General features: G+C 71.2%; 30 protein-coding genes. 18 read left to right on the top strand and 12 right to left on the bottom strand.

Features of this window, described 5'->3' with window-relative positions:
* Positions 1-16 precede the first annotated feature (16 nt).
* Entirely contained in the window at positions 17-988 is a 972-nt protein-coding gene (locus ACZZ9K_RS05660) for a carbohydrate kinase family protein (protein WP_349849383.1), read from the top strand.
* A gap of 55 nt (positions 989-1,043) precedes the next feature.
* On the opposite strand, the gene ACZZ9K_RS05655 is transcribed toward ACZZ9K_RS05660, so the two are convergent.
* The 6 genes from ACZZ9K_RS05655 to upp form a co-directional block, all read right to left on the bottom strand.
* The gene (locus ACZZ9K_RS05655; RefSeq protein WP_463443518.1) at positions 1,044-1,490 is read right to left on the bottom strand and encodes a hypothetical protein; all 447 of its coding nucleotides are present in this window, start codon (positions 1,488-1,490) and stop codon (positions 1,044-1,046) included.
* A complete protein-coding gene (locus ACZZ9K_RS05650; RefSeq protein ID WP_463443517.1) occupies positions 1,439-2,515 on the bottom strand; it encodes a serine hydrolase domain-containing protein in 1,077 nt (358 codons plus the stop codon). Before ACZZ9K_RS05650 ends, ACZZ9K_RS05655 begins: the two co-directional genes overlap by 52 nt.
* A complete protein-coding gene (locus tag ACZZ9K_RS05645) occupies positions 2,512-3,861 on the bottom strand; it encodes a cryptochrome/photolyase family protein (protein WP_138803873.1) in 1,350 nt (449 codons plus the stop codon). The genes ACZZ9K_RS05650 and ACZZ9K_RS05645 overlap by 4 nt, the downstream gene beginning before the upstream one ends.
* Positions 3,858-4,370: a MarR family winged helix-turn-helix transcriptional regulator gene (locus ACZZ9K_RS05640; protein WP_027466327.1), complete on the bottom strand. Its 513-nt coding sequence runs from the start codon at positions 4,368-4,370 to the stop codon at positions 3,858-3,860. Before ACZZ9K_RS05640 ends, ACZZ9K_RS05645 begins: the two co-directional genes overlap by 4 nt.
* A gap of 258 nt (positions 4,371-4,628) precedes the next feature.
* Positions 4,629-5,396: a winged helix-turn-helix domain-containing protein gene (locus tag ACZZ9K_RS05635; RefSeq protein ID WP_027466328.1), complete on the bottom strand. Its 768-nt coding sequence runs from the start codon at positions 5,394-5,396 to the stop codon at positions 4,629-4,631.
* Positions 5,397-6,066: 670 nt separating this feature from the next.
* Positions 6,067-6,702 carry a uracil phosphoribosyltransferase gene (upp, locus tag ACZZ9K_RS05630; RefSeq protein WP_110861591.1) on the bottom strand — a complete coding sequence of 212 codons (636 nt, stop codon included), beginning with the start codon at positions 6,700-6,702 and terminating at the stop codon, positions 6,067-6,069.
* A 76-nt stretch (positions 6,703-6,778) separates the two neighbouring features.
* Between upp and ACZZ9K_RS05625 the strand changes: the two genes are divergently transcribed.
* Entirely contained in the window at positions 6,779-7,213 is a 435-nt protein-coding gene (locus ACZZ9K_RS05625) for a nucleoside deaminase (RefSeq protein WP_071247896.1), read from the top strand.
* Here the strand turns inward: ACZZ9K_RS05625 and ACZZ9K_RS05620 are convergent.
* Positions 7,194-8,150, bottom strand: a complete 957-nt coding sequence (locus ACZZ9K_RS05620) for a cation diffusion facilitator family transporter (RefSeq protein WP_027466331.1) — start codon at positions 8,148-8,150, stop codon at positions 7,194-7,196. The two genes, ACZZ9K_RS05625 and ACZZ9K_RS05620, sit on opposite strands and share 20 nt — an antisense overlap.
* Before the next feature lie 64 nt (positions 8,151-8,214).
* On the opposite strand from ACZZ9K_RS05620, the gene proC reads away from it, so the two are divergent.
* On the top strand, positions 8,215-9,045 hold the full coding sequence (gene proC, locus ACZZ9K_RS05615) for a pyrroline-5-carboxylate reductase (RefSeq protein WP_138803871.1): 831 nt from the start codon (positions 8,215-8,217) through the stop codon (positions 9,043-9,045).
* An 87-nt stretch (positions 9,046-9,132) separates the two neighbouring features.
* Here proC and ACZZ9K_RS05610 read toward each other — a convergent pair whose 3' ends face one another.
* The gene (locus ACZZ9K_RS05610; protein ID WP_216852501.1) at positions 9,133-9,828 is read right to left on the bottom strand and encodes a potassium channel family protein; all 696 of its coding nucleotides are present in this window, start codon (positions 9,826-9,828) and stop codon (positions 9,133-9,135) included.
* Entirely contained in the window at positions 9,821-11,254 is a 1,434-nt protein-coding gene (locus ACZZ9K_RS05605; protein ID WP_027466334.1) for a TrkH family potassium uptake protein, read from the bottom strand. Before ACZZ9K_RS05605 ends, ACZZ9K_RS05610 begins: the two co-directional genes overlap by 8 nt.
* 74 nt (positions 11,255-11,328) lie before the next feature.
* Between ACZZ9K_RS05605 and ACZZ9K_RS05600 the strand changes: the two genes are divergently transcribed.
* From ACZZ9K_RS05600 to ACZZ9K_RS05580, 5 genes are all read left to right on the top strand, one after another.
* Positions 11,329-11,844, top strand: a complete 516-nt coding sequence (locus ACZZ9K_RS05600; protein ID WP_463443516.1) for an ArsR/SmtB family transcription factor — start codon at positions 11,329-11,331, stop codon at positions 11,842-11,844.
* A 137-nt stretch (positions 11,845-11,981) separates the two neighbouring features.
* The gene (locus ACZZ9K_RS05595) at positions 11,982-12,176 is read left to right on the top strand and encodes a helix-turn-helix domain-containing protein (protein WP_017888579.1); all 195 of its coding nucleotides are present in this window, start codon (positions 11,982-11,984) and stop codon (positions 12,174-12,176) included.
* Positions 12,177-12,285: 109 nt separating this feature from the next.
* The gene (locus ACZZ9K_RS05590) at positions 12,286-12,384 is read left to right on the top strand and encodes a 30S ribosomal protein bS22 (RefSeq protein WP_003792170.1); all 99 of its coding nucleotides are present in this window, start codon (positions 12,286-12,288) and stop codon (positions 12,382-12,384) included.
* Positions 12,385-12,471: 87 nt separating this feature from the next.
* Positions 12,472-12,726: a glutaredoxin family protein gene (locus ACZZ9K_RS05585; protein ID WP_071247435.1), complete on the top strand. Its 255-nt coding sequence runs from the start codon at positions 12,472-12,474 to the stop codon at positions 12,724-12,726.
* The gene (locus ACZZ9K_RS05580; RefSeq protein WP_071247431.1) at positions 12,723-13,016 is read left to right on the top strand and encodes a Dabb family protein; all 294 of its coding nucleotides are present in this window, start codon (positions 12,723-12,725) and stop codon (positions 13,014-13,016) included. Before ACZZ9K_RS05585 ends, ACZZ9K_RS05580 begins: the two co-directional genes overlap by 4 nt.
* A gap of 130 nt (positions 13,017-13,146) precedes the next feature.
* Here ACZZ9K_RS05580 and aspS read toward each other — a convergent pair whose 3' ends face one another.
* A complete protein-coding gene (gene aspS / locus ACZZ9K_RS05575) occupies positions 13,147-14,487 on the bottom strand; it encodes an aspartate--tRNA(Asn) ligase (RefSeq protein WP_027466337.1) in 1,341 nt (446 codons plus the stop codon).
* A 171-nt stretch (positions 14,488-14,658) separates the two neighbouring features.
* Here aspS and ACZZ9K_RS05570 point away from each other — a divergent pair, with 171 nt between their 5' ends.
* Complete coding sequence (locus tag ACZZ9K_RS05570) at positions 14,659-14,997, top strand: hypothetical protein (RefSeq protein WP_173034671.1); 339 nt, start codon at positions 14,659-14,661, stop codon at positions 14,995-14,997.
* Complete coding sequence (locus ACZZ9K_RS05565; protein WP_071247424.1) at positions 14,994-15,221, top strand: hypothetical protein; 228 nt, start codon at positions 14,994-14,996, stop codon at positions 15,219-15,221. The genes ACZZ9K_RS05570 and ACZZ9K_RS05565 overlap by 4 nt, the downstream gene beginning before the upstream one ends.
* Here the strand turns inward: ACZZ9K_RS05565 and ACZZ9K_RS05560 are convergent.
* Positions 15,198-15,599, bottom strand: a complete 402-nt coding sequence (locus ACZZ9K_RS05560) for a MerR family transcriptional regulator (RefSeq protein ID WP_371830603.1) — start codon at positions 15,597-15,599, stop codon at positions 15,198-15,200. The genes ACZZ9K_RS05565 and ACZZ9K_RS05560 overlap by 24 nt on opposite strands.
* Positions 15,600-15,640: 41 nt before the next feature.
* Between ACZZ9K_RS05560 and ACZZ9K_RS05555 the strand changes: the two genes are divergently transcribed.
* The 7 genes from ACZZ9K_RS05555 (at position 15,641) to ccsB (ending at position 21,970) form a co-directional block, all read left to right on the top strand.
* The gene (locus tag ACZZ9K_RS05555; protein ID WP_463443515.1) at positions 15,641-17,134 is read left to right on the top strand and encodes a SulP family inorganic anion transporter; all 1,494 of its coding nucleotides are present in this window, start codon (positions 15,641-15,643) and stop codon (positions 17,132-17,134) included.
* 67 nt (positions 17,135-17,201) lie between these two features.
* Entirely contained in the window at positions 17,202-17,606 is a 405-nt protein-coding gene (locus ACZZ9K_RS05550; RefSeq protein WP_463443514.1) for a histidine phosphatase family protein, read from the top strand.
* Complete coding sequence (locus ACZZ9K_RS05545; protein ID WP_463443513.1) at positions 17,591-17,857, top strand: hypothetical protein; 267 nt, start codon at positions 17,591-17,593, stop codon at positions 17,855-17,857. Before ACZZ9K_RS05550 ends, ACZZ9K_RS05545 begins: the two co-directional genes overlap by 16 nt.
* Complete coding sequence (locus ACZZ9K_RS05540) at positions 17,854-18,492, top strand: TlpA family protein disulfide reductase (RefSeq protein WP_110863410.1); 639 nt, start codon at positions 17,854-17,856, stop codon at positions 18,490-18,492. Before ACZZ9K_RS05545 ends, ACZZ9K_RS05540 begins: the two co-directional genes overlap by 4 nt.
* Positions 18,493-18,537: 45 nt before the next feature.
* Positions 18,538-19,236, top strand: a complete 699-nt coding sequence (locus ACZZ9K_RS05535) for a cytochrome c biogenesis CcdA family protein (RefSeq protein WP_463444738.1) — start codon at positions 18,538-18,540, stop codon at positions 19,234-19,236.
* A 170-nt stretch (positions 19,237-19,406) separates the two neighbouring features.
* Positions 19,407-20,945, top strand: coding sequence for a cytochrome c biogenesis protein ResB (gene resB / locus ACZZ9K_RS05530; RefSeq protein ID WP_463443512.1), 1,539 nt, complete (start codon positions 19,407-19,409; stop codon positions 20,943-20,945).
* Positions 20,946-20,950: 5 nt separating this feature from the next.
* Positions 20,951-21,970, top strand: a complete 1,020-nt coding sequence (gene ccsB / locus ACZZ9K_RS05525) for a c-type cytochrome biogenesis protein CcsB (protein WP_138804034.1) — start codon at positions 20,951-20,953, stop codon at positions 21,968-21,970.
* Between the two features lie 291 nt (positions 21,971-22,261).
* On the opposite strand, the gene ACZZ9K_RS05520 is transcribed toward ccsB, so the two are convergent.
* The gene (locus ACZZ9K_RS05520; protein ID WP_463443511.1) at positions 22,262-23,251 is read right to left on the bottom strand and encodes an o-succinylbenzoate synthase; all 990 of its coding nucleotides are present in this window, start codon (positions 23,249-23,251) and stop codon (positions 22,262-22,264) included.
* Positions 23,252-23,604: 353 nt separating this feature from the next.
* Between ACZZ9K_RS05520 and ACZZ9K_RS05515 the strand changes: the two genes are divergently transcribed.
* Positions 23,605-23,949 carry a hypothetical protein gene (locus ACZZ9K_RS05515; protein ID WP_214521819.1) on the top strand — a complete coding sequence of 115 codons (345 nt, stop codon included), beginning with the start codon at positions 23,605-23,607 and terminating at the stop codon, positions 23,947-23,949.
* Positions 23,950-23,961: the final 12 nt, after the last annotated feature.

The following is a 23,961-nucleotide window of genomic DNA, read 5'->3' as shown; positions in this document are numbered from 1 at the left end:
GGGTACACTGTTCTGGATGTCCATGCCGTACGAGGGTGCTCCGCCGCCATCCCGGCCCGAGGGGACCCGCGCCGGACGGGTGCTCACGGGTCGCCGTCGTGGCGCCGGAAAACGCTTCCTGGTCGTCGGCGACGTCCTGGACGGTGTCCTCGTGCACACCACCGCACACCGGATCGGGGTGCACGACCCCGCTGCGGAGATCCGCCACCGTCCGACCGGCGCCGGTGGCAACACGGCCACCTGGCTCGGCTGGCTCGGGGCCGAGGTCGACGTCGTCGCCCGGGTCGGGGTCGACGACGTCTACCGCCACGAGCGCGCGCTCGAGGACGCCGGGGTCCGCGCCCACCTGCGCTACGACGCGATGACGTCCACCGGGGTCGTCGTCTCGGTCCGCAACGACCACGGTCGCACCGCGATGTCCGACCCCGCCGCGAGCGGGAAGATCAGTGCCGCCGACGTCCCGCCGTCGGTGGTCGCCCGCGCCGACATCGTGCACCTGACCGGGGCCGCCATGCTCGGCGGCGGGGCCGACCGGCTCGCCGACCTGGTGGCGTGCGCCCGGACGGGGCCGGCGCGCGTGGCGGTGGACCCCTCGTCGGTGGCGGTGATCGAGACGATCGGCGCCGACCGGTTCCTCCACGCCCTGCGGGGCGTCGACGTGCTCTTCCCCGACCAGCACGAGGCGCTCGCCCTCGGCGGGGGCGACGACCTCGACTCCGCGGTGCGGCGGCTGACGGAGCACGTCCCACTGGTCGTCGTCACGGCCGGGGCCGACGGCGCGCTCATCGGGCGCCGCGGCCGCAGCGTCCACCGGGTCCCCGCGACACCGGCGACCGTCGTCGACACCATCGGCGCCGGGGATGCCTTCGTCGCCGGGTTCGTCCGTGCGTGGGCGACGGATCCGGTCCGCGTCGGTGCGGCAGCCCGCGAGGGCACCCGGGTCGCCGCGCGGGCACTCGGCTTCGTGGGCGGTCGACCGCCGGTCTGAGCCGGGGTACCCACGTGGCACCGCCTGGTCAGCGCTCGGTCGGGTCAGCGCTCGGTCAGTGCTCCGACGGTTCGGCGACGACGTTCAGGGTCTGGACGCGCCCCGCGGCTGCGGGTGCGAGCCGGATCTCGACGCGCAGTCGCCCGCAGGTGCCGGGGAGCCACCAGCGCAGGTGCGACGGCGTCGCCGAGTACTCGGACACCGGTGCGGCGCCGAGGTCGGCGCCGACATCGGCGACGGCCTGCGCCACCGCCCGCCGTCGGCGGTCGTAGGGCACGTCCATGGCCACGTTCGGCGTGCAGATCGCGTCCGCCAGGTCGTCGTGCCAGTCGGCCAGGAGGCGCGTCACGGCGGCCTGGGCGACCCGCGTCGCGCGGGTGGTCGCCGCCACCCCGCTGGTCGCTCCGGTCACGTCGGTGCCGGCGTCCGATGGGCCGGGTGTCCGGGCCGTCAGCGCCGCGTCGAGCACGAGGTCGTGCGCCTGCTGTGCGGCCGCGGACACCTTGGCCTGCGTCGCGCTCTCGAACGCGACGACCCCGAGGCCGTCGCGCACGGACCACCGCATGTGCGCGGAGAAGCCCGGGTAGCCGCCGGAGTGCGAGACGAGCTCGCCGAAGCGGTCGTCCTGCTCGACGAACAGCCCGAAGCCGTACGCCGTCGCGCGGGCCGAACCCGGGACGACGGACGACGGGACGACCCGCATCGCCTGCTGCATGAGCCGGCGATCTGCGGGGAGACCGGGCCGGGTTCCGGCGCTGCGGAGAACGCCGAACCGAGGTGCGTCGCCCAGCGCGCCAGGTCGCGGACGGTCGAGAAGAGCCCGCCGATCGACGAGAACGCGCCGGGGCCCGTCATCGGCAGGGGTTCCCAACCGCCCTGGTGGCCGCGGACACCGGTGACGACGAACCCGGTGGACTCGTCGGCGCTGAACACCGTGTCGGTGAGCTCGAGGGGACGGAGCACGGTCTCTTCGGCGGCCGCGGTGAAGGGCCTCCCCGTCACGACGGCGACGACCCGGCCGAGCAGCGCGTAGCCGAGGTTCGAGTAGGCGAAGCGGGTGCCGGGCAGCGAGTCGAACAGCAGGCCGCCGCGCAGGACCTCGTCGAGCTCGGCGTCCGAGATCGACTCCTGCCGGTCGGCCCAGGGATCGTCGGTGGGGAAGCCCGCCGACATCGTCAGCAGCATCCGCACCGTGGGGACGGGGGAGTCCGGGGTCGGCAGGGTGACGGCGCCGAACGCCGGCACGAAGTCGGTGATCGGCGCGTCGAGGTCGAGCGCACGCCGTGCGACGAGGGTCAGCAGGGTCGCGGCGGTGACGCTCTTGGTGCAGGAGGCGATGCGGTAGACGGTGTCGGCGTCCGGTCGACGGCCGTCCCCGCGGTCGCCGTGCCCACCGGACGCGACGAGCCCGGAGCGGTCGAACACGCCCCACACGCTGCTCGGCGCGATGCCCTGTTCGACACGAGCACGGAACAGCTCGTCGACCTGGTCGACGACGGCGGCGACCGCGGGGTGCGACCCGGTCACGATCGACGCATCCGTTCGTAGGCATCGAGCGCCCGCTGCCGCGACGCCTTCAGGTCGACCATCGGCTCGGGGCGCAGCTCGTCGGCGGGGACCCAGCGGTGGACGTACTCGCGGTGCGGGTCGAAGCGCTCGAGTTGCCGGTCGGGGTTGAAGACACGGAAGTACGGGGCGGCGTCGAAGCCGGAGCCCGCGACCCACTGCCAGTTCGCCGCGTTGTTGGCGGGGTCGGCGTCGACCAGGGTGTCCCAGAACCACTGTTCCCCGACGCGCCAGTCGACGAGCAGGTTCTTCACGAGGAAGCTCCCGGCCGCCAGCCGCACCCGGTTGTGCATGGCGCCGCTGTGCCAGAGCTCGCGCATGCCCGCGTCGACCAGGTCGAAGCCGGTCAGGCCCTGCCGCCAGCGGTCGAGCTCGGCCGCTTCCGGGTCACGCCACGGGAACGCGTCGAAGTTCCGACGGACGTTGACGGTGGCGATGTCGTCGCAGTGGAAGTACTCGTTCCAGTTGAACTCCCGCCATGCCAGCTGGCGGAGGAACGCGGCGGCGTTCTGGCGCTGCGCGGGCTCGAGCCGCTCGTGCAGGCGGTGCCACACCTGGTACGGGCTGATCTCGCCCCAACGCAGGAACGGCGACAGGCTGCTGGTGGCTTCCATCGCGGGCTCGTCGCGCTGGTCGTAGTCCTCGAGCGCGTGCTCGACGAAGTGCTCGAGCTGCTGCTGGGCGCCGTGCTCACCCGGGGTCCAGGCGTCACGGAGCCCGCCGGCCCAGTCGGGCTTCGTGGGCAGCAGTGCCCAGTCGGTCAGAGCATCACCGGTGACGTCGGCCGCAGCGGGCAGGTCGTCGGGGTCGGGCAGGGGGTGGCGCGGTTCGGGCAGAGCCTGGACGGCGTTCCAGAACGGGGTGAAGACCTTGTACGGCTCGCCCTGCCCGGTGAGCACGGTCCACGGTTCCCAGAGCAGGTTCGCGGCGAAGCTGTGCGCCTCGACGCCACGGTCGTGCAGGGCCGCCTTGATGCCGGCGTCGATGTCCCGCTCGACGGCACCGTACCGACGGTTCCAGTACACGGCGTCCGCACCGGTGTCGGCGACGAGCTGGTCGATGACCGTCGCCGCGGCACCGCGTCGGAGGACCAGCCGGGAACCCCGTTCGCGCAGGTCGGCGTCGAGGGCGGTCAGCGATTGGTGCAGCCACCAGCGGCTCGCGGCACCGATCGGCCGGAGCCCCGGGGACTGCTCGTCGAGGACGACCACCACGGTGACGTCGCCACCGTGGTCGATCGCCGCACGGAGCGCGGGGTTGTCCGACAGCCGCAGGTCGTCACGGAGCCAGACGATCGCGCCGGTCACACCGTCGCCGCATCCGGAGCAGCCACCGGGCGGGTCGTCGATCGCCGGCCCGGTGCCGTGCCGACCGCCAGCCGGAGCTTCGTGCAGAGTTCGGTGAGGGTGCGCAGTTCGGGGTCGGACAGCCCGGCACCGACCTGCTGCGCGATGCTCGCCGCGTGCTGCACGGCGACCTGCCGGTAGACGTCGAAGCCGTGCGGGGTCAGCGCCACGATCACACCGCGGGCATCGGTGGGGTCCGGCTGCTTCTCGACGATGCCGCGGGCGAGGAGCCGGTCGACCAGGCGGCTGACGCTCGGCTGGGTGAGGAGCAGGTGCCCGGTGAGGTCGCGCATCCGGCAGCGGCGGCCGGGCTGGGTCGACAGGTTGAAGCAGACGTCGTACTCGTTGAACGAGATCTCGTCGCCGGGGAAGTCCGCGTTGAGACTCCGCATCACGGCGACCTGGGCGCGGAAGAGCGCTTCCCAGGCGGCGACGGCGGTCGCCTTCTCACTGCGGCGTGTCTCGCTCACGTTCGCGTTCCCTCCGGTCGTACGGTCTGACCACACTACCGACGGGGTCCGACAGGGACCGGGCGACATGCACGAGGGCCGGCCGCCTGTCGGCGACCGGCCCTCTCCCTTGCACCAAGAGTTTCCTGCAATCACATTCCGCAGGCGGTGCCACAGCAAACACCGTCTGCACCACCGACTGTATAACGAAGCGGTAACGGCGCGCCAGCCTCTCCGGGGCCGGTTCGCTGCGAGTTCACCAAGAGCAGTCGATCAGGCTCAGAAGAGGTCGGGCGACGGGGTCGACGCGTACCGCACGGCGACGTCCGCGTGCCGGTCGAAGCGGTAGCCGACGCCGCGCACGGTGCGGACGATCTCCTCGAACGCGCCGAGCTTGGAGCGGAGCCGACGCACGTGCACGTCGATGGTGCGCTCGTTCGGGGTCTCGTCCTCGCCGTCCGACCAGAGGCCCTCGATGATCGCGGAACGGTCGACGGTCTGGCCCTCGCGGAGGACCAGGAACTGCAGGAGTTCGAACTCCTTGTAGGTCAGGGGTGCCGCTTCGCCGTCGAGGGTCACGCGCTTCCGCGAGATGTCGATGACGACACCGGTCTCCTCGGGCTCGGGCTTCTCGGCCTGCTTGCGGGCGGCCACCGCGGAGCGGTCCTGCAGGGCGAGCCGGACGACGTCGACGTCACGGCCACCGGAGTGCTCGGCGGCGACGGCGACGGCCGCGTAGGTCTCGGACGACGGGACGAGCTGCGCGGTGAGGGCCTTCAGTTGCTCGACCACCGCGGCCAGGGTCGTGCCGGCGGCTGCGGCCTTCGCTTCGTCGATGCCGACGTACAGGGCGAAGCCGCGGGCCTCGGTGCCCTCGGGGAGCGCGCGGTTCCGCTGCGGTGCGACCACGGGGCTCGTCGGCACGGTGGCCGGTCCGGTGGCTGCCGGGGAGGCCGGGCGCGGGCGGATCGGCGTCACGGTGCCGAGGTCGGTCGGGGCCGGTGCGGTGCGGAGCGCGGTGCGGGGCTGGGCGATGGTCAGCGACATGGTGGTTCTCCGGGCGGTGTGGCCGGTGCGCGGGTGGCGCGGCGGCCGGTGTCGAATGCGTCATCCCGGGTACGGCGGTACGCCGATGTGCCCTGCGGTCCTGCTGCGGACCGGGGCCGACCCGGGGGAACGGGAGACAGACCTCGTGACGTGGTGCGCGTCGCCGACGGTGTCCGTCACCCGGGGATCACGCGCTCGCGACGGGGGTGGTGTCGCGGGGGATCCGGCTGGAACGGGTGCCGATCAGGCACACATTCGACAACGCATGACCGGCATGGTCGGCATCATCACACCGACGGTCCCCACTGCCCCTGCGGAGGAGCACGCCTCGGAGAGGACGCGGGTGGACACGGTTGCAGTCATGTGACGAGTATCTGCGGTATACCAACGCGGTGTCAACCGTCCGCGCGGACGGTGCGGTGGGCGCGACTGCAGGGACGTCGAGCGCCACGCCCGTTCTTTCCCATTGCGCACGCGATGGAAAGTCGAATCGGGCGTACCGGGTCGAAAGAACCGACCTGGTACGCCCGGAACGGGCAGGTGCGCCCGGAACAGGCGGGTACGCCCGGAACGGGCGGGTGGGGCCGACGCGACGCACGACCGCACGAACGACAGGAGGCGCGGTGCCAGCCGGCACCGCGCCTCCTGTCCGAGACGTGTCGGGTCTGCGCTACTCGGCCAGGCCGTAGAGGCGGTCGCCGGCGTCGCCGAGGCCCGGGACGATGTACCCGTTCTCGTCGAGCTTCTCGTCGAGCGCACCGAGGACGATCGAGACGTTGCGGTCGCCGACGGCCTGCTCGACCATGGCGAGCCCCTCGGGGGCACCGAGGATGCACACGCACGTGACCTCCTGCGCGCCGCGGGCGAACAGGAAGTCGATCGCGGCGGCGAGGGTGCCACCGGTGGCGAGCATCGGGTCGAGCACGAAGCACTGCCGACCGGACAGATCGTCGGGCAGGCGCTCGGCGTAGGTCTGCGGCTCGAGCGTCTCCTCGTTGCGGGCCATGCCGAGGAAGCCGACCTCGGCCGTCGGGACGAGCTTGACCATGCCCTCGAGCATGCCGAGCCCGGCGCGGAGGATCGGGACGACGAGCGGCCGCGGCTTGGCGATCGCGACGCCCATGGTGTGCGCCACCGGCGTGTCGATCGGCGTCGCCGTGACCCGGACGCCCCGCGTGGCCTCGTACGCGAGGAGCGTGACGAGCTCCTCGGTCAGGGCGCGGAACGTGGGGGAGGGCGTCGTACGGTCGCGGAGCACCGAGAGCTTGTGGGTGATGAGCGGGTGGTCGGCGACGTGGACTCGCATAGGGTCGAGCCTAGCGTGCCGCCGACCGTCAGGAGGTCCCGTGGAGGAGCCCGCAGCCCGCCCGTTCGTCCCGGCGATGGAGCGTGCGCTCGACGAGGCCCGACGGTGCCTGGAGACCGACGACGTGCCGGTCGGCGCGGTGGTGCTCGACCGCGACGGCGTCGTGGTCGCCACCGGCCGGAACGAGCGCGAGGCGCGGCAGGACCCGACGGCCCACGCCGAGGTCCTGGCTCTTCGCGCCGCGGCGGCGGTGACGGGGGACTGGCACCTCGAGGAGCACACGCTCGTGGTGACGCTCGAGCCCTGCCCGATGTGCGCTGGCGCCGTCATGGCAGCACGGGTGCCCCGGGTCGTGTTCGGCGCGTGGGACCCGAAGGCGGGCGCCAGCGGCAGCGTCTACGACATCGCCAGGGACCGCCGGCTGCCGCACCGCTCCGAGGTCATCGGGGGCGTGCTCGAGCAGGCGTGTGCCGAGCTGCTCGACGACTTCTTCAGTCCGCGGCGAGGATGACGATCGCTTCGGTCGGCGGCTGCGGCCCGGTGCGCAGGACGTCCGGTTCGACGTAGATCACCCGGGCGATCGGTACGGCGCTCCGGACACGCTGCTCGACGGTGTCGATGCCGGCGGCGACGTCGCCGAGTCGGCGGTCCCCGTCGACGGCGACCTTCACGCCGACCATCAGCTCGTCCGGTCCGAGGTACAGGGTCTTCAGGTGGATGATCGCGTCGACCTCGGGGCCGTCGAGCACCGCCTGCTTGATGCGCTCGACGTCGGCGGCGGTCGCGCCCTCGCCGACGAGCAGGCTCTTCGTCTCGATGCCGAGCACCACCGCGACCGCGATGAGCAGCGCCGCGATGAGCATCGTGCCGATCGCGTCGAACACCCCGTTGCCGGTGATCGCCGTCAGGCCGACGCCGAACAGGGCGAAGACCAGGCCGAGCAGGGCCGCGGTGTCCTCGAGCATCACGACGGGCAGTTCGGGGGCCTTCGCACGGCGCACGAACTGCACCCAGCTCTGCGAACCCTTCTGCGGTCGGGCCTCGTGCAGGGCGGTGCGGAGCGAGAAGCCCTCGAGACCGATGGCGATGACGAGCACGACGAGGGGGAGCCACCAGTTCTCGAGCGGGTGCGGGTGGGCGAGCTTCTCGATGCCCTCGTAGAGCGAGAAGACACCGCCGACCGAGAACAGGATGATGGAGACGACGAACGCGTACACGTAGCGTTCACGCCCGTAGCCGAAGGGGTGCTCCTGGTCCGCCGCTCGCCGGGCCTTGCGGCCACCGAGCAGCAGCAGGAGCTGGTTCGCGGAGTCGGCCAGGGAGTGCACGCCCTCGGCCAGCATCGACGCCGATCCGCTGATCGCCGCCGCGATGAACTTCACGATCGCGATGCCGATGTTGGCACCGAGTGCGGCGAAGATCGCCTTCGTGCCTCCGGAAGCGCTCACAGCTGTCCCCTTCTCGTGGTCTGCGACACGATCCTAGGCGGGTCGCGTCGGTAGGGTCGGGAGCATGACGATCGACCTGCCCCGCACCGCCCTGCTCGGCGTCGGCTCCATGTCCGGCGCGGTCCTCGACGGCCTGCTCGCCGCGGGACTCGACCCGGCCACCGTGACCCTCACCACGAAGTCGGAGGCGTCCGCTGCTGCCCACCGGGAGCGCGGCCTCGACGCCACCGCGAGCGACACCGACCCCGACGCCAACCGGGCGGCCGTCCGTGGCGCGGCCCTCGTCGTGGTCGGCGTGAAGCCGTACATGATCGCGGACCTGCTCGACGAGGTCGCCGACGATCTGGAGCCCGGTGCCGTCCTGGTCAGCGTCGCCGTCGGCACCACCACCGCGAGCATGGAGGCTCGGGTGCCCGCCGGCGTCCGCGTCGTCCGCGCCCTGCCGAACACCCCGATCGGCGTCGGCCTGGGCGTCACCGGCATCAGCGCGGGCACCTCGGCCGACGCCGAGGCCGTCGCACTGGCGTCGTCGGTGTTCACCGCCTCGGGCGAGGTCATCGAGGTGCCGGAGGAGCAGCTCGACGCGCTGTCCGCCGTGTCCGGCTCCGGTCCCGCCTACGTCTTCCTGCTGGTCGAGCAGTGGCAGCGTGCCGCCGAGGAGCTCGGGTTCACCCACGAGCAGGCGGCGACGATGGTGCAGGGCACCGTCCGCGGCGCGGTCGAGCTGCTCGAGCGGTCGGGCCGTGAGCCCGCCGACCTGCGCCGTGCGGTGACGAGCCCGAAGGGCACGACGGAGCGTGCCGTCGCGGTGCTGCAGGACGCCGACCTGGCGGACACGCTGCTGCGCGCATCGCGTGCCGCGATCGCGCGTGCCGAGGAGATCGCCGCGTCGTAGACGCACACCGTGTCGTGGACGCAGCCACAGTGCGGACGGGAGGCCCGGGGCGACGCCGCCACGGGCCTCCCGTCCGTCCGGTGGTCGCTACTCGTACGCGGCGAAGCGCTCCAGGTCGGTCTCGGAACCCGAGACGATGATGACGTCGTCCTCGCCGATGACGCTGTCCGGCGTCGCCGGCACGAACGGGTTGCCGGGCGGCTTGATGCCGAGCACGGTCAGGCCGAAGCGGGTGCGGATCACGGTGGTGGCGAGGTCCTTGCCGCGGACCGCGCGCGGCGGGAACATCTTGACCACGGCGAAGTCGTCGTCGAACTCGATGAAGTCGAGCATCCGGCCGGAGACCAGGTGCGCCGTGCGCTCGCCGGCCTCGCGCTCGGGGTAGACGACGTGGTTGGCGCCGATGCGGGACAGGATCGTGCCGTGCGAGCGGCTGATCGCCTTCGCCCAGATCTGGGGGACGCCGAGGTCGACCAGGTTCGCCGTGATGAGCACGCTCGACTCCAGGTCGCTGCCCGTGCCGACGACGGCGATGGCGAAGTCCTGCGCGCCGATCTGCCGGAGCGCGTCGATGTCGGTCGCGTCCGCCTGCACCGCGTGGGTGACCCGGTCGGACCACTTCTGCACCAGTCCGGCGTCGGTGTCGACGACGAGCACCTCGCGGTCCTGGCGTTCGAGCTGCCCGGCGGTGGCGGCCCCGAAGCGACCGAGCCCGATGACGAGGACGGGAGCGTCGTGACTGATGGCACCGTGCTGGTGCGACGAACGGGTGCGGTCAGCCAACGATCGGCCTCTCCTCGGGACGGCGGAACAGTTGCCGGCTCTGGCTGGCGGCCAGGGCAGCGGCGATGGTCACTGTACCGACCCGGCCGAGGAACATGGTGGCGGCGAGCACGTACTTGCCCGATTCCGGCAGGTTCGCGGACACGCCGGAGGACAGGCCGCTGGTCGAGAACGCCGAGATCACCTCGAACAGCACGCGGTCGAGCGAGTCGTCGGTGATCTGCAGGAGCACCACGGTCGCGACGGCCACGATCGTCGCTCCCCAGAGCACGATGGCCACCGCGACCCGCAGGACGTCGCTCGGGATCCGGCGACCGAAGGCCTCCATGCTCTGGCGGCCGCGCGCCTCGGCGACCGCGGCCAGGAACAGCACCGCGAGGGTCGTCACCTTGATGCCGCCGGCCGTCGAGGCGGATCCGCCACCGATGAACATGAGCATGTCCGTGACGAGCAGGCTCGAGCCGTTGAGCTGGTCGAAGTCGACGAGCGAGAACCCGCCGGAGCGGGTCATCGTCGACAGGAAGAGCGCCTGGAACGCGGTGCGCCCCGCTCCTTCTTCGCCGAAGGTCGTCGGGTTCGACGCCTCGAGTGCTGTGTAGACGACCGCGCCGCCGAGGAGCAGGACCGCGCTCGTCGCCAGGGTGAGCTTGACGTGGATCGGCCAGCGCCGCGGGGTGCGCAGCTGTTTCGTGAGGGCACGGATCACCGGGAACCCGATGGACCCCGCCACGACACCGATCATGAGCAGCGTCAGGAACCAGTAGTCGTGGGCGAACGGGTCGAGGCCGTCGGCGTTCGGCGAGAACCCGGTGTTCGTGAAGGCCATCGCCGCGTAGTAGAACGAGTCGCCGACCGCGGTCCAGAACGGGATGCCGGCGATGAGCACCGACGGCAGGAGCAGCAGGCCGAGGACGATCTCGATCGACAGGGTGCTCACCGCCACCGTCGCGAGCAGGGTGCCGACCTCGCCGAGCCGGACGGCCTGCCCCTCGGGCACGGCGCCGTGGTGGGTGCGGAGCGGGTTCGAGTCGCCGGCCGCCATGAGCTTCGCGCGCAGGCCGAGCTTCCGGGTGACGAACAGTCCGAGGATCGACGCGAAGGTCAGGACCCCGACGGCGCCGATCTGGGTGCCGATGACCACCAGGACCTTGCCGAAGACCGACCAGTGCGTCGCCATGTCGACCGTGGACAGCCCGGTGACGCAGACCACCGACGCCGCGGTGAAGAGGGCGTCCGCGAAGTGGGTGCTGCTGCGGTCCGCCGTGGCCCACGGCGTCATGAAGGCCACCGTGAACAGGAAGATCAGCGCGATGAACACGACGATCGCCAGTCGGGACGGCGACGAGCGCAGCACCGTCGCGATCCGGCTCGCGCGCCGTCGGCCGACACTCACGTGGTGCGGGATCGGCTCGGTTCGGTCGAGCATGCGTATGCCTCCGAGGACATGGGCCGGGACGGTTCGTCATGGTACATCCGTGGTGCCCCGGCTAGCCTTGCCCCATGGCCGACATCTTCTCCGTCGTGGCGGACCCGACCCGGCGCGAGCTGCTCGGCACGCTGTTGTCCGCCTACGGTTCGGACGTCACCGGCGGGGAGCTCAGCGTCGGCCAGCTCGTCGAACGCCTCGGGGTCAGCCAGCCCACGGTGTCGAAGCACCTGCGTGTCCTGCGCGACATCGGTCTCGTCACCAGTCGCGAAGAAGGGCAGCACCGCTACTACCGGCTCGACCCGGAGCCGCTCGTGCACCTGGAGGACTGGGTCCTGCCGTTCACGGGCGCGGTCGACGCCGACGGCACCCCGGCCACCACCGCGTGGACACCGGACGGCCAGCCCGTGTCGATCCGCCGGAACGGCACGGCCGGCAAGGCGACCGTCGAGGTCGGCACCGAACTCGGCCGTGTGATGGCCGAGGCGTCGTACCGGGCCACCGCGGCGCTCTCCGGAGCGCAGCAGGGCTGGGAGCGCGTCGTCGACCGCAGTCGCAAGCGCTTCACCCGCCGGGGCGACGAGGACTGAGCCCCCGGCGCGGCCGGTGCGCACCGGCCGCGGACTGATCCTGGACACCGGGTCGCACGCGCCTCTACAGTTGCCACTGACCACACAGGTCACACCACTCCCGTGCGCAGCGCGCGTGCGAGCCCCGAAGGCGGACCATGACCGGCAGTTTCGACGACGTGCGCTTCCTCACCGTCGCTGAGGTCGCCGAGATGATGCGCGTCTCGAAGATGACCGTGTACCGGATGGTGCACGCCGGTGAGCTCCCCGCCATCCGCTTCGGCCGCTCCTTCCGCGTCCCCGAGTCGGCCGTCGCCGACGTGCTGCGCGGTGGCGTGGCGGACGTCGGCTGAGCGCGCGTTCGACATCACAGCGGGCAGCCGGTAGACTCGGGCAGGTTGATTTTCCGCGGTCTCTTCGGCCCGGTGTCCGTACATCAGCATCAGTCCGAGCGAGGTCCACATGGGTTCTGTCATCAAGAAGCGTCGTAAGCGCATGGCGAAGAAGAAGCACCGCAAGCTCCTTCGCAAGACGCGTCACCAGCGCCGCAACAAGAAGTAGACCCTCACAGGTCTGCGCAGGTCGGAGGACCTGCACGAGAAGCCCCGGTTCGCCGGGGCTTTCGCGTTCCCGGACTACGCTGGGACCATGCCCGCAGTGACGTTCCTGACGAAGCCCGGATGCCACCTCTGCGACGACGCCCGACCCGTGGTCGAACGCGTCGTCGCCGACCACCCGGGGGTCACCCTGCAGGAACGCTCGATCCTCGACGACGACGCCCTCCGCCAGGAGTACGCGGAGGACATCCCCGTCGTGCTGATCGACGGGCGCGTCCACAGCAACTGGCACGTCGACGCCGACCGGCTCGCACGTGCGCTCGAGAAGGCCGAGGCCCGCGCATGATCTCCCACGTCGTCTCCTGGTCCCTGCGGACCGATCTCGACCGCACCGCGTCGATCGCCCGCATCCGCGAACTCCTGACCGGTCTGGTCGGCACCGTCGAGTCGATCCGCTCGCTCGAGGTCGTCGAGAACGTCGCCTACCCGGACAAGAACCACGACGTCGCCGTGGTCGCCAGCTTCGACGACCTCGCCGGGCTCGATGCGTACCAGGTGCACCCGGAGCACCAGGCCGCGGCAGCGGCGATCCGCGAACTGGTCACGGCACGGGCCGCCATCGACTGGCAGAGCTGAGCCGGGCCTCCAGTCGCGCCGTCGGCGCTGCGCGTCGCGCGCTTCGTGAGCAGCAATGGTCGCCTCCCGCATCGGGAGGCGACCATTGCTGCTCACCGTGTGCGCGCGGCGGCGCCGCGCAGCGCGGGACCTACGGGGTCAGGCGCGTCGGGCCACGGAACAGGTACGTGACCTCGCGGATCGAGGGCTCACCGAGCATGAGCATCAGCACGCGCGCGAGGCCCATGCCGAAGCCACCGTGCGGCGGGACGCCGTAGCGGAAGAAGTCGAGGTACCAGCCGAGCTCCTCCGGGTCGAGGCCCTTCTCGACGGCCTGCGCCTCGAGCACGTCGACGCGGTGCTCACGCTGGGCACCCGTGGAGATCTCGGCGCCGTTGAAGATGAGGTCGTAGCTGTTGGTGACCGACGGGTCGCCGGGCTTCCGCATGTGGTAGTACGGCCGGATCGAGGCGTCGTACTCGGTGACGAACACGAACTCGGAGCCGTGGTGCTCCTTCGCCCAGGCGGCGACGCGGCGTTCGCCCTCGGGGTCCAGGTCACCGTCGGCGCGGACGACGTCGTAGCCGCTGTCGGCGACGATCTTGCGCGCGTCGGCCAGGGTCACGCGGGGGAACGGCGTCGCGGGGACCTGCAGCTCGAAGCCGAAGACCTCGGCGATGTCCTTGCCGTACTTCTCCTTGACGGCGGTGATGCCGGCGACCAGGACCTCTTCGTGCATCGCCATGACGTCCTCGTGGGACTCGATCCACGAGAACTCGGCGTCGACGCTGGTGAACTCGGTCGCGTGGCGGCTCGTGAACGACGGGTCGGCGCGGAAGGCGTCGGCGATCTCGAACACGGCACCGAAGCCGGCCGGCTGTGCCATCTGCTTGAAGTTCTGCGGCGATTGGGCCAGGTAGGCGGTCGTCTCGAAGTACTCGAGCTGGAACAGCTCGGCGCGCGACTCGGACGCCGACGCCATGAGCTTCGGGGTGTGGATCTCGATGTAGTCGCGGTCGACCCAGTACGTGCGGAACGCGTGCTCCAGCGTCGTCTGGATGCGGAAGATCAGGTTCTGCTTGCGGTTGCGCAGGTCGAGGAAACGCCAGTCGAGACGCTTGTCGAGCGACGAGTCGTCGGCGATCGGGGTCTCCGGGATCGCGGCGCTCACCACCTGCAGCGCGCCGATCTTGACCTCGAGCCCGCCGAGCTTGACGCGCTCGTCGTGCTTCAGCGTGCCCGTGACGTGCACGAAGGTGCCGTGCGCCAGGCCGGAGATCTCGTTGGTGGTCGCGAGCGCGGACTGTGCGGCGTCGTCGCCGTCCTCGGCCTCGCGCGTCGCCGGGTTCACGAGCTGGACGGCGCCGGTCTCGTCGCGCAGCACGACGAACTGCACCTTCTTCTGGTCTCGGACGGTCTCGACCCATCCGGCCACGGAGACGGGACCGTCGGGGAGGGCTGCCAGGTCGGCGATGCGGGTGCGTTCGATCACGGTGGTCGAGTCTAACCGCCTGCGTCCGGGGGCGTGGGCGGCAGGGTTCCTTCCTCCACACGGCCGCCTGCGACCGGCGTTCTCCACCGAATGCCGGGAGGCCCGTGGCGGCGCGCGTGGACTCCGTAGCGTTCTCGACGTGGCCGGGTCGCGGGACGAGAGGGGGACCGGGTGGGGACGGGGACAGGGGAGCTCGCGACCTGGCCGCCTGCGGCGGTCGCGGTGGTGGTGGCGGCACTGTGCACGACGGCGTTCACGCTGCTCGTGGCGTTCGTCGGTGGGCTGTGGGCGGTCATCCGGTGGCGGCGGGACGTCGCGCGTGAACAGCGCGACCGGGCTTGGTCACGATTCGTCTGGGTGGTCGACCACGTCACGGACGCGGACGTGGGTCGTGTCGAGATCGGGAGACTCGTCGCGGGAGCGATGTACAACATGCAGGTTCTTCGCGAGGCCGACGAGGTCATCGGCAAGCTCGTGCTGGAACTGGTGACGGAAGAGGAGCAGACATGACGCAACGGGACCCGGTGAAGGCCTTGTTCGTGCGGCGGGACGAGGAGTGGAAGGCGAACGTGCGCAGACGGCACTGGTTCCGGCCATGGCGAGCACGTCGGGTGATCGCCGAGCACGATCGGCTGCGGGCGATGATGGAGGAGATGGCCGAGGCCAAGCGGGAACGGAGTCGTCTCATCGCGGCCGGCGTGCTCGAGGGTTCAGGGGAGCGAAGCGCGGAGTGACCCGAGCGTGCCGATGAACTCCTCGGCCATGCCGGCCCGTTCGACGAGCTTGGCGTGGCGGGCTCGGGCGTCCTCGAGGTACGCGTCGAGGCGGGCCGCCAGCGCTGGTTCGTCCTCGGGGTCCTTCGTCGCGAGGGCGTCGACCACCCGGAGGAGCTCGGCCATCTCGTCGAGCGTGAACCCGAGCGGCTTCATCCGGCGGATCACGAGCAACCGTTCGAGGTCCTGCGCCGTGTAGACCCGGAACCCGCCGGTGGTGCGGCCGCTCGGTACGAGCAGCCCGACCTCGTCATAGTGCCGGATGGTGCGCAGGGACATGCCGGCGCGGTCGGCGAGTTCGCCGATGTGCATCGTGTCGGGGACGTCGCTGGTGCTCACGAGTACGACTCTACCCTCACGTGAGGGTAGAGTTCCGATCGATGTCCGTGATCACACACGCGCCGACGGCCCCGAGCGTCCTCGCCGCCCTCCGCTCGCCCCGCATGCTCACCCGAGAGGTCCTGGCCGGCATCGTCACCGCGCTGGCCCTCATCCCCGAGGCGATCTCGTTCTCCGTCGTCGCCGGGGTCGATCCCGCGGTCGGCCTGTTCTCGAGCGTCGTCATCGCGATCGTGATCTCGATCGTCGGCGGTCGCCCGGCGATGATCTCCGCCGCAGCGGGCTCGGTGGCGCTGGTCATCGCCCCGCTCGTCCGGGAGCACGGGATCGAGTACCTGGTGCCCGCGATCGTGCTGGGTGGCGTGTTCCAGCTCGTGCTCGGGTTCCTCGGGGTGGCACGGCTGATGCGGTTCATCCCGCGCAGCGTCAACGTCGCGTTCGTGAACGCCCTGGCCATCCTCATCTTCACCGCCCAGCTGCCGAACCTGCTCGGCGACGACGTCCCGTTCGTCGTCTGGCCGCTGACCGTGCTCGGCATCGCGATCATCGTCGGCTTCCCGTTCCTGACGAAGGCGATCCCCGCACCGCTCATCGCGGTGGTCGTCGTCACCGGCCTCACGATGGTGTTCAGCATCGCCGTGCCGACGGTCGGCGACGAGGGCGCCCTGCCGACGGCGCTCCCGGGCTTCGGCGGCATCACGACGCCGTTCACCTTCGAGACGCTGCAGATCATCGCCCCGTACGCGTTCGGCGTCGCGATCGTCGGCCTGATCGAGACCCTGCTCACCGCGCAACTCGTCGACTCCATCACGGAGACGGGCTCGAGCAAGTGGCGCGAGTCGTGGGGTCAGGGTGTCGCGAACATCGCGTCCGCCTTCTTCGGTGGGACCGGCGGCTGCGCGATGATCGGCCAGACGGTGATCAACGTGAAGACCGCGGGCGCCCGGACCCGCGTCTCGACCTTCGCGGCCGGCGTCTCGGTGCTGGTCCTGACGATCGTGCTCCACGACCTCGTGGCCCAGATCCCGATGGCGGCACTGACGGCGGTCATGCTCATGGTCTGCGTCGCGACCTTCGACTGGCACAGCATCCGACCGCGCACCCTCCGTCGGATGCCGCTCGGCGAGACCGCGGTCATGCTCGTCACGGTCGTGGTGGTCGTCGTGACCGAGAACCTCGCCACCGGGGTGCTCGTCGGCGTGGTCGTGGCGGCCCTGGTCTTCGCCCGCCGGGTGGCGCACGTGGTGACCGTGGTCCGCGAGCCGGTCGACGACCGCACCGTGCGGTACCGGGTCCGCGGGGCGCTGTTCTTCGCCTCGTCGAACGACCTCGTCACACGGTTCTCCTACGCCGAGGACCCGGAGCACGTGATCATCGACCTGGCCGACGCCCATGTGTTCGACGCGTCCACGGTCGCCGCGCTCGACGGGGTCGAACAGCGGTTCGTGAAGCACGGGTCGACCGTGGAGGTGGTGAACCTCGACACGGGGTCGATCGCGCTGCACGGGCGGCTCTCCGGTGAGCTCGGCGGCTGAGTGCTTCCGCATCCGGTGAATCACCTGAGGGGGCGGTGGGAACCGCGGGCGACCTACACTGGAACCCATGCCCGCGACCCGTCTCCACCTCGTCCGGCACGGAGAGGTGCACAACCCGGGCCGCGTCCTCTACGGCCGGCTCCCGGGCTTCGGGCTGAGCGACCTCGGCACGCGGATGGCCCGGGCCTCCGCCACCGCCTGGAAGGACGCCGGTGTCGACGTGCGTCGGATCGTCGCGTCCCCGCTGCAGCGCACGCAGGAGTCCGCCGCACCCTGGTCGGCCGCCTACGGGCTCGACGTGACGCTCGACGAGCGCCTGATCGAACCGACGAACCGCTACGAGGGGCAGCCCCCGGGTTCACGAAGCGCTCGCTCGGCCGCCCGGCGGAGTGGCCGTGGATCGCAAACCCTCTGCGTCCCAGCTGGGGCGAGGCGTACGAGTCGATCGCCAACCGCATGCTCGCGGCGATGACCACGGCGTGGGAGAGCGTGGACGAGGGCGACGTCGTCCTGGTCAGCCACCAGCTGCCGATCTGGATGGTCCACCGGAAGCTCGCGGGGGAGCCCCTGTGGCACGACCCGCGCAAGCGCCGCTGTGACCTGTCGAGCATCACCACCGTCGAACGTGTGCCCGCCACGTCGACCGGTCGGTTCACCGAGGTCGGGTACGCGGACCCCGCGCAGGAACTGCGCGCGAACGCCGTCGACGAAGGAGCAGTGTGAACAGCACGAAGCGTGCGCGCGTCATCAGCAAGCGGTTCGCGGTCCTCGCAGCGACGGCCGTGGCCGCCGTCCTCGTCCTGTCCGGCTGCTCGTCGGACAGCGGCGGCATCGCGAAGCAGTACGGCAACGGCACGACCCAGAACTACATCTCCGGCGACGGCGCCGTGACCGAGGTCTCCGCGAAGGACCGCACCGACCCGGTCACCTTCCGGGCCGAGGACTCGAACGGCGACACCGTCTCGTCGAAGGACCTCCGTGGCAAGGTCGTCGTCCTGAACTTCTGGTACGCCAGCTGCCCGCCGTGCCGCGCCGAGGCGAAGTACCTCAACCAGGTGCACGACGAGTACGCCGACGCCGACGACGTCGCCTTCATCGGTGTCAACGTGCGTGACGAAGCAGCGACCGCGGCCGCCTTCGAGCGCACCTTCGACGTGCAGTACCCGACCGTCCTCGACCAGCGCACGGGCACGATGCAGCTGGCGATGTCCGGGCAGATCGCACCGAACGCGGTGCCCGCCACGATCGTCCTCGACACCAAGGGCCGCGTCGCCGCCCGGGTGCTCGGCGCGATCGACGGCACGAGCATCCTGCAGACCCTGGTCAGCGACGAGCTCGACGCCGGCAAGGCCTCCTGACCCGTGACCTCCAACCCCTTCGCCGACGCGATCCTGAGCGGCCAGATGGCCGTGGCGCTGCCCGTGGCGGCGCTCGCCGGGCTCGTGTCGTTCCTGTCCCCGTGCGTGCTGCCGCTCGTTCCGGGGTACCTCGGGTACGTCGGCGGTGTCGCCGAGGGCGGGCAGCGTCGGGGTCGTGTGGTGCTCGGCGTGCTGCTGTTCATCGCCGGGTTCACCGCGGTGTTCGTGGCGTACACGACGGTGTTCGGGGCGCTCGGCTTCTGGCTCGTGCGGTGGCGCGACCTCATCACGCAGGTCCTCGGGGTCGTCGTGATCGCGATGGGCCTGGTGTTCGTCGGTCGGTTCACGTTCCTGCAGCGCACCATCAAGCCCGGCTGGACCCCGGCCACGGGGCTCCTCGGTGCCCCCCTGCTCGGCATCGTGTTCGGCCTCGGCTGGACCCCGTGCCTCGGCCCGACCCTGGCGGCCATCAACCTGCTCAGCGTCCAGTCGGGCAGCGCATGGCAGGGCATGTGGCTCGGGGTCGCCTACTGCCTCGGGCTCGGTATCCCGTTCGTCCTCGTCGCCCTCGGTGCCGGCTGGGCCATGGGGGCCATCGCGGCGGTGAAGCGCCACATGCGCACCGTCAACATCATCGGAGGAGCGATCCTGATCGTCATCGGTCTGCTCATGGTCACCGGTATCTGGTCGGCCGTCATGTCGAGCGTCGGGGCGGTGATCCAGAGCTTTGTCCCCGCGGTCTGACCCTCAACGAGCACGTCCCGACGGGCGCAGGCGACGGGGCCGACAGCGCCTCCGACCCGCAGCGACCGTCCGACCACGTCGACGGCTCCGGCCCCACCGACGGTGGCATCAACCAGCCGAAGCTCGGCTTCGTCGGGTACCTCCGGTTCTTCTGGCGGCAGCTGACGAGCATGCGCACGGCGCTGTTCCTGCTCATGCTGCTCGCCCTCGCGGCCATCCCGGGCTCGCTCGTCCCGCAGCGCACCGCCGACCCGAACGGCGTCGTGCAGTACAAGGCGGACCACCCGCAGCTCTACCCGGTCCTCGACAAGCTCCAGGTCTTCGACACCTACACCTCGGTGTGGTTCTCCGCGATCTACCTGCTGCTCTTCATCTCGCTCATCGGCTGCATCGTGCCCCGCACGAAGCACCACTGGCAGGCCCTGCGGACCCGTCCGCCGAAGACCCCCGCGCGGCTGACGCGACTGGCGGGCTTCCGCACCGTGGCGGTGCAACCCGACGCGATGATCGACGGGACGACCGGGATCGACGCGACCACGGGCCTCCCGTCCGCCGAGCACGCGGTGACGCGCGCGATGGCGATCCTGAAGCGGTCCGGGTACCGCGTCGAGCGGTTCGGTGACTCGGTGAGCGCGGAGCGCGGCTACCTGCGCGAGACCGGCAACCTGGTGTTCCACGCCGCCCTCGTCGGGGTGCTCCTGGCGGTCGGTGTCGGCGGCGGCTTCGGCTTCACCGGACAGCGCCTGCTGGTCGAGGGGCAGACGTTCTCGAACGTGCTCGGCTCGTACGACTCGTTCAACCCCGGACGCTGGTTCCAGCAGACCGACCTGCAGGGCTACAACCTCCGCCTCGACAAGTTCGTGACGAAGTACGAGGAGCGCAACCTCGACGCCCTCGGTCAGGCGCTCGACTACTCGGCCACCGTCACGAGCACCGAGAAGGGCGGCGAGCCGAAGACGAGTCGCCTCGGTGTGAACGACCCGCTGCACGTCGGCGGCACGAACGTCTACCTGCTCGGCAACGGCTACGCGATGCAGGTCACGGTGCGTGACGGCGACGGGAACGTGGCGTTCAAGGACGTCGTGCCGTTCCTGCCGGAGGACGCGAACTACACCTCCACCGGCGTCATCAAGGTGCCGGACGCGAAGCCGGACCAGCTCGGCATGGTCGGGTTCTTCTACCCCACCGCGTCGAAGCTCGCGAGCGGCGCGTACTCGAGTGCCTACCCGGACACCCAGAACCCGCTGCTGACGCTGCAGGTCTACACGGGTGACCTCGGGCTCGACAGCGGTGTACCGCAGAGCGTGTACACGCTGAGCACCAAGGGTCTCGACCAGATCGCCGGTCGGCAGTCGGACACCGCGAGCATCGCGCTCGAGCCCGGCCAGACGAAGAAGCTGCCGGAGGGCGCCGGCTCGATCACCTTCGACGGCGTCAAGCGGTACGTGTCCCTCGACGTCCACCACGACCCCTCGCAGCTCTGGGTGGGCGGGTTCGCCCTGCTCTCCACCCTCGGCCTGCTCACCTCGCTGTTCGTCCCGCGCCGCCGCGTCTGGGTGAAGGTCGTCCCGCGTCGCGATGCGCAGGGCGGCGAGTACGACCTCGAGTACGCCGGACTCGCACGCGGCGAGGACCCGAACCTCGAACGGGCCGTCGCGGACATCGCACAGCGCCACACGTCGGACCTCGGAGTTAGGATGCCCCAGTGAACGACATGACCACGAACCTCGCGACCTACTCGGTCGTGCTCACGTACTCCGCGATGGCGGTGTACGTGGTCGCGTTCATCTCGTTCGCCCTCGACATGGCCAAACGCTCCGGCGAGGTCACGGCCGCCGCGAAGAACGCGGGCGCCGACGACAGCTCGTCCGACGCGGCAAGCGCCGCGTCGGAACGCGGCGCGAAGACGGTCGCGACCGTCCGCGGCGGCACCGTCGTGCTCGAGCAGGTCGCCGCACCGCCGTCGGGTGGCTCGGCCGGTCGCGGCACGAAGTTCGAGCGCGTCGGCATGGCGATGACGATCCTCGCGCTCGTCCTGCACGTCGCCTCGGTCGTCCTCCGCGGCATCGCGGCCGACCGTGTGCCGTGGGGCAACATGTTCGAGTTCTCGCTGACCGGCACGGCGCTGATCACCCTGATCTTCCTGCTCGTGCAGTTCTGGCAGAACCTGAAGTTCCTCGGTGTCTTCATCACCGGCCTGACGATCATCCTGCTCGGCATCGCGACGGTGAACTACTGGGTCCCCGTCGTCCCGCTGCAGCCGGCCCTGCAGTCGTACTGGCTGGTCATCCACGTCTTCGTGGCCATCGCCGGCACCGGGTTCTTCGCGCTCGGCGCGGGGCTCGCGGTGGCGCAGCTCGTGCAGACGTACCGACAGGGCCGCACGGCCTCCGGCAAGCTCCGCTTCATGGCGACACTGCCGGACGCCGACCGGCTCGAGGTCCTGACCTACCGCGTCCTGCTCGTCGGCTTCGTCCTCTGGACCTTCACCCTCATCGCCGGTGCGATCTGGGCGGAACGCGCCTGGGGCCGCTACTGGGGCTGGGACACGAAGGAGGTCTGGACCTTCATCATCTGGGTCGTCTACGCGGGCTACATCCACGCCCGCGCGACCCGCGGCTGGCGCGGTGCGCGGTCGTCCTGGCTGGCCCTCATCGGCTTCGCCGCGGTGATGTTCAACTTCTCGGTCGTGAACGTCTTCTTCAAGGGCCTGCACAGCTACTCGGGTCTGTGAGCACCACGGGTCGCTGATGCGGCCCTGGTCGCGACCACGACCGGACGGGAGGCACGGTGCCAGCGGGCACCGTGCCTCCCGTCCGTCGTCGGGTCGCGTGCACGGCCAGGAAGACGCCGTCGTGTCGGTGGGACGCCGCGTCGTCGGCGAGACGCCGCAGGTTTCGGCGGCGTCTCGATGACTCGGCGGCGTCTCGATCACGCGGCGGCGCCGAAAGGAGACGCCGGCGTGTTGCGAAGACGCCGGCGTCTTGCGGAGACGACGGCGTCTCGTGAGGACGCGGCTGGTGCGCTACCCGGCGGCGAGCAGGGCGTGCACGCGGGCCACCCGCGCACGCCACCACGCCGTGCGCTCCGGCGACGCGGCGGAGCGCTCCACCAGCTCCGGCGCGACGTCGACCCGGCGCACCGGCACCCGACCGCCGACCGGCAGCAGGGGATCCGCCGTGACGTCCCCGGCGAACATCGCCGCCGTCCCGAGTCCTGCGGCGTACCCGGGGGTCATCGCCGCGGCGGCCAGGAACGCTCCCATGCCGAGCCCGACCGAGGTGTCGAGCGCACTGGAGACGACGCACGGCAATCCGGCGTCGGCGATGACGGCACGGGCCGCGGTGATCCCGCCGAGCGGCTGGGCCTTCACGACCAGGACGTCGGCGGCACCGGCCCGGGCGACGGCGAGGGGGTCGCTCGCCTTCCGGACGCTCTCGTCCGCGGCGACCCGGACCCCGAGGCCGGCGACGCGCGACCGGAGCTCGGCGAGTTCGGGCACCGTCGCACAGGGCTGTTCGGCGTACTGCAGGTCGAACCGTGTGAGCCGCTCCAGCGCTGCGGTGGCCTGCTCCACGCTCCACAGCCCGTTCGCGTCGACCCGGACCGCGGCCTCGGGCCCCATCACCCGGCGGACCGCGGCGACACGGGCGACGTCGTCGTCGACGGTCGTGCCGGGCTCCGCGACCTTGACCTTGGCGGTGGTGCACCCGGGGTACCGCGCGAGCAGGTCGGCGACGGCGTCGGCGGCGATCGCCGGGACGGTGGCGTTGACCGGCACGGAGTCGGCGGCCGGTTCGTGGTCCGTCCACCCGAAGTCGACGGTGGCCCGCAGCCAGGCGGCGGCCTCGGCGTCGTCGTACTCGACGAACGGCGAGAACTCGGTCCAGCCTGCGGGGCCGCGCAGCACGACCGCCTCGCGCGTGGTGATGCCGCGGAACCGCACGCGCATCGGCAGGGCCACCACGTGGGCGTCGGCGAGGAGTTCGGCGAGGTCGGGGAGCACGTCCGCCATCCTCCCACCGCACCCAGGGGGCCCGCCGGTTCCTCGGAGGGGACCGCCAGGGCAGGGCATTAGCATGCATCGGTCGGCCTCGGTCGGCAGGGGAACGACCCGAAAACGATGGAGGCTCGGTGGCGGTGGATCCGCGGCAGCGCGCAGCACAGCAACGCGCATCGCAGCGCCCGTCCGATCCGTCGAGCGCCGCGGCCCGTCCGGCGTCGGCAGCCCGATCGGCGGCCGCAGCCCGATCGGCGGCCGCAGCCCGACCGGCGGCGGCAGCCCGACCGGCGGCGGCAGCCCGTCCGGCAGCGGGCGCTCGACCCGCGGCGGCTCCCGGGCGGGACTCCGACGACTTCGCCCGCCTCATGCAGCGCAACACCGTCGACGTGCGGCAGACGGGCGCCACGAAGCGCCGCAACCCCGTCGTCGGCAAGATCGCACTCGGCCTCGCCGTCGTCTCCGCCGCGGTGGACGCCAGTGCCTTCGCCGTGTTCATGGGCGGTGACACGAACTTCGCCTTCGGGATCTGCTTCGTCGTCGTGTTCCTGACGCTCGTCGCCGCGGTGCTCGGGTTCGTCGCCGCCGTCGGCTCGTTCGGACGCTGGTACGGCGCCGTCGGGGTGGTCCTGGCGTTCTTCGCGAACCCCGTGATCCTCATCGTGATCATGGTGTTCGTCGCGCCGGAGATCCTGACCGACATGGGCGCCTGACCCGCCAGACGC

The sequence above is a fragment of the Curtobacterium sp. AC268 genome, assembly GCF_979258745.1.
Note: the sequence above shows the minus strand (reverse complement) of the source record. Positions and strands in the feature narration are given on the sequence as shown.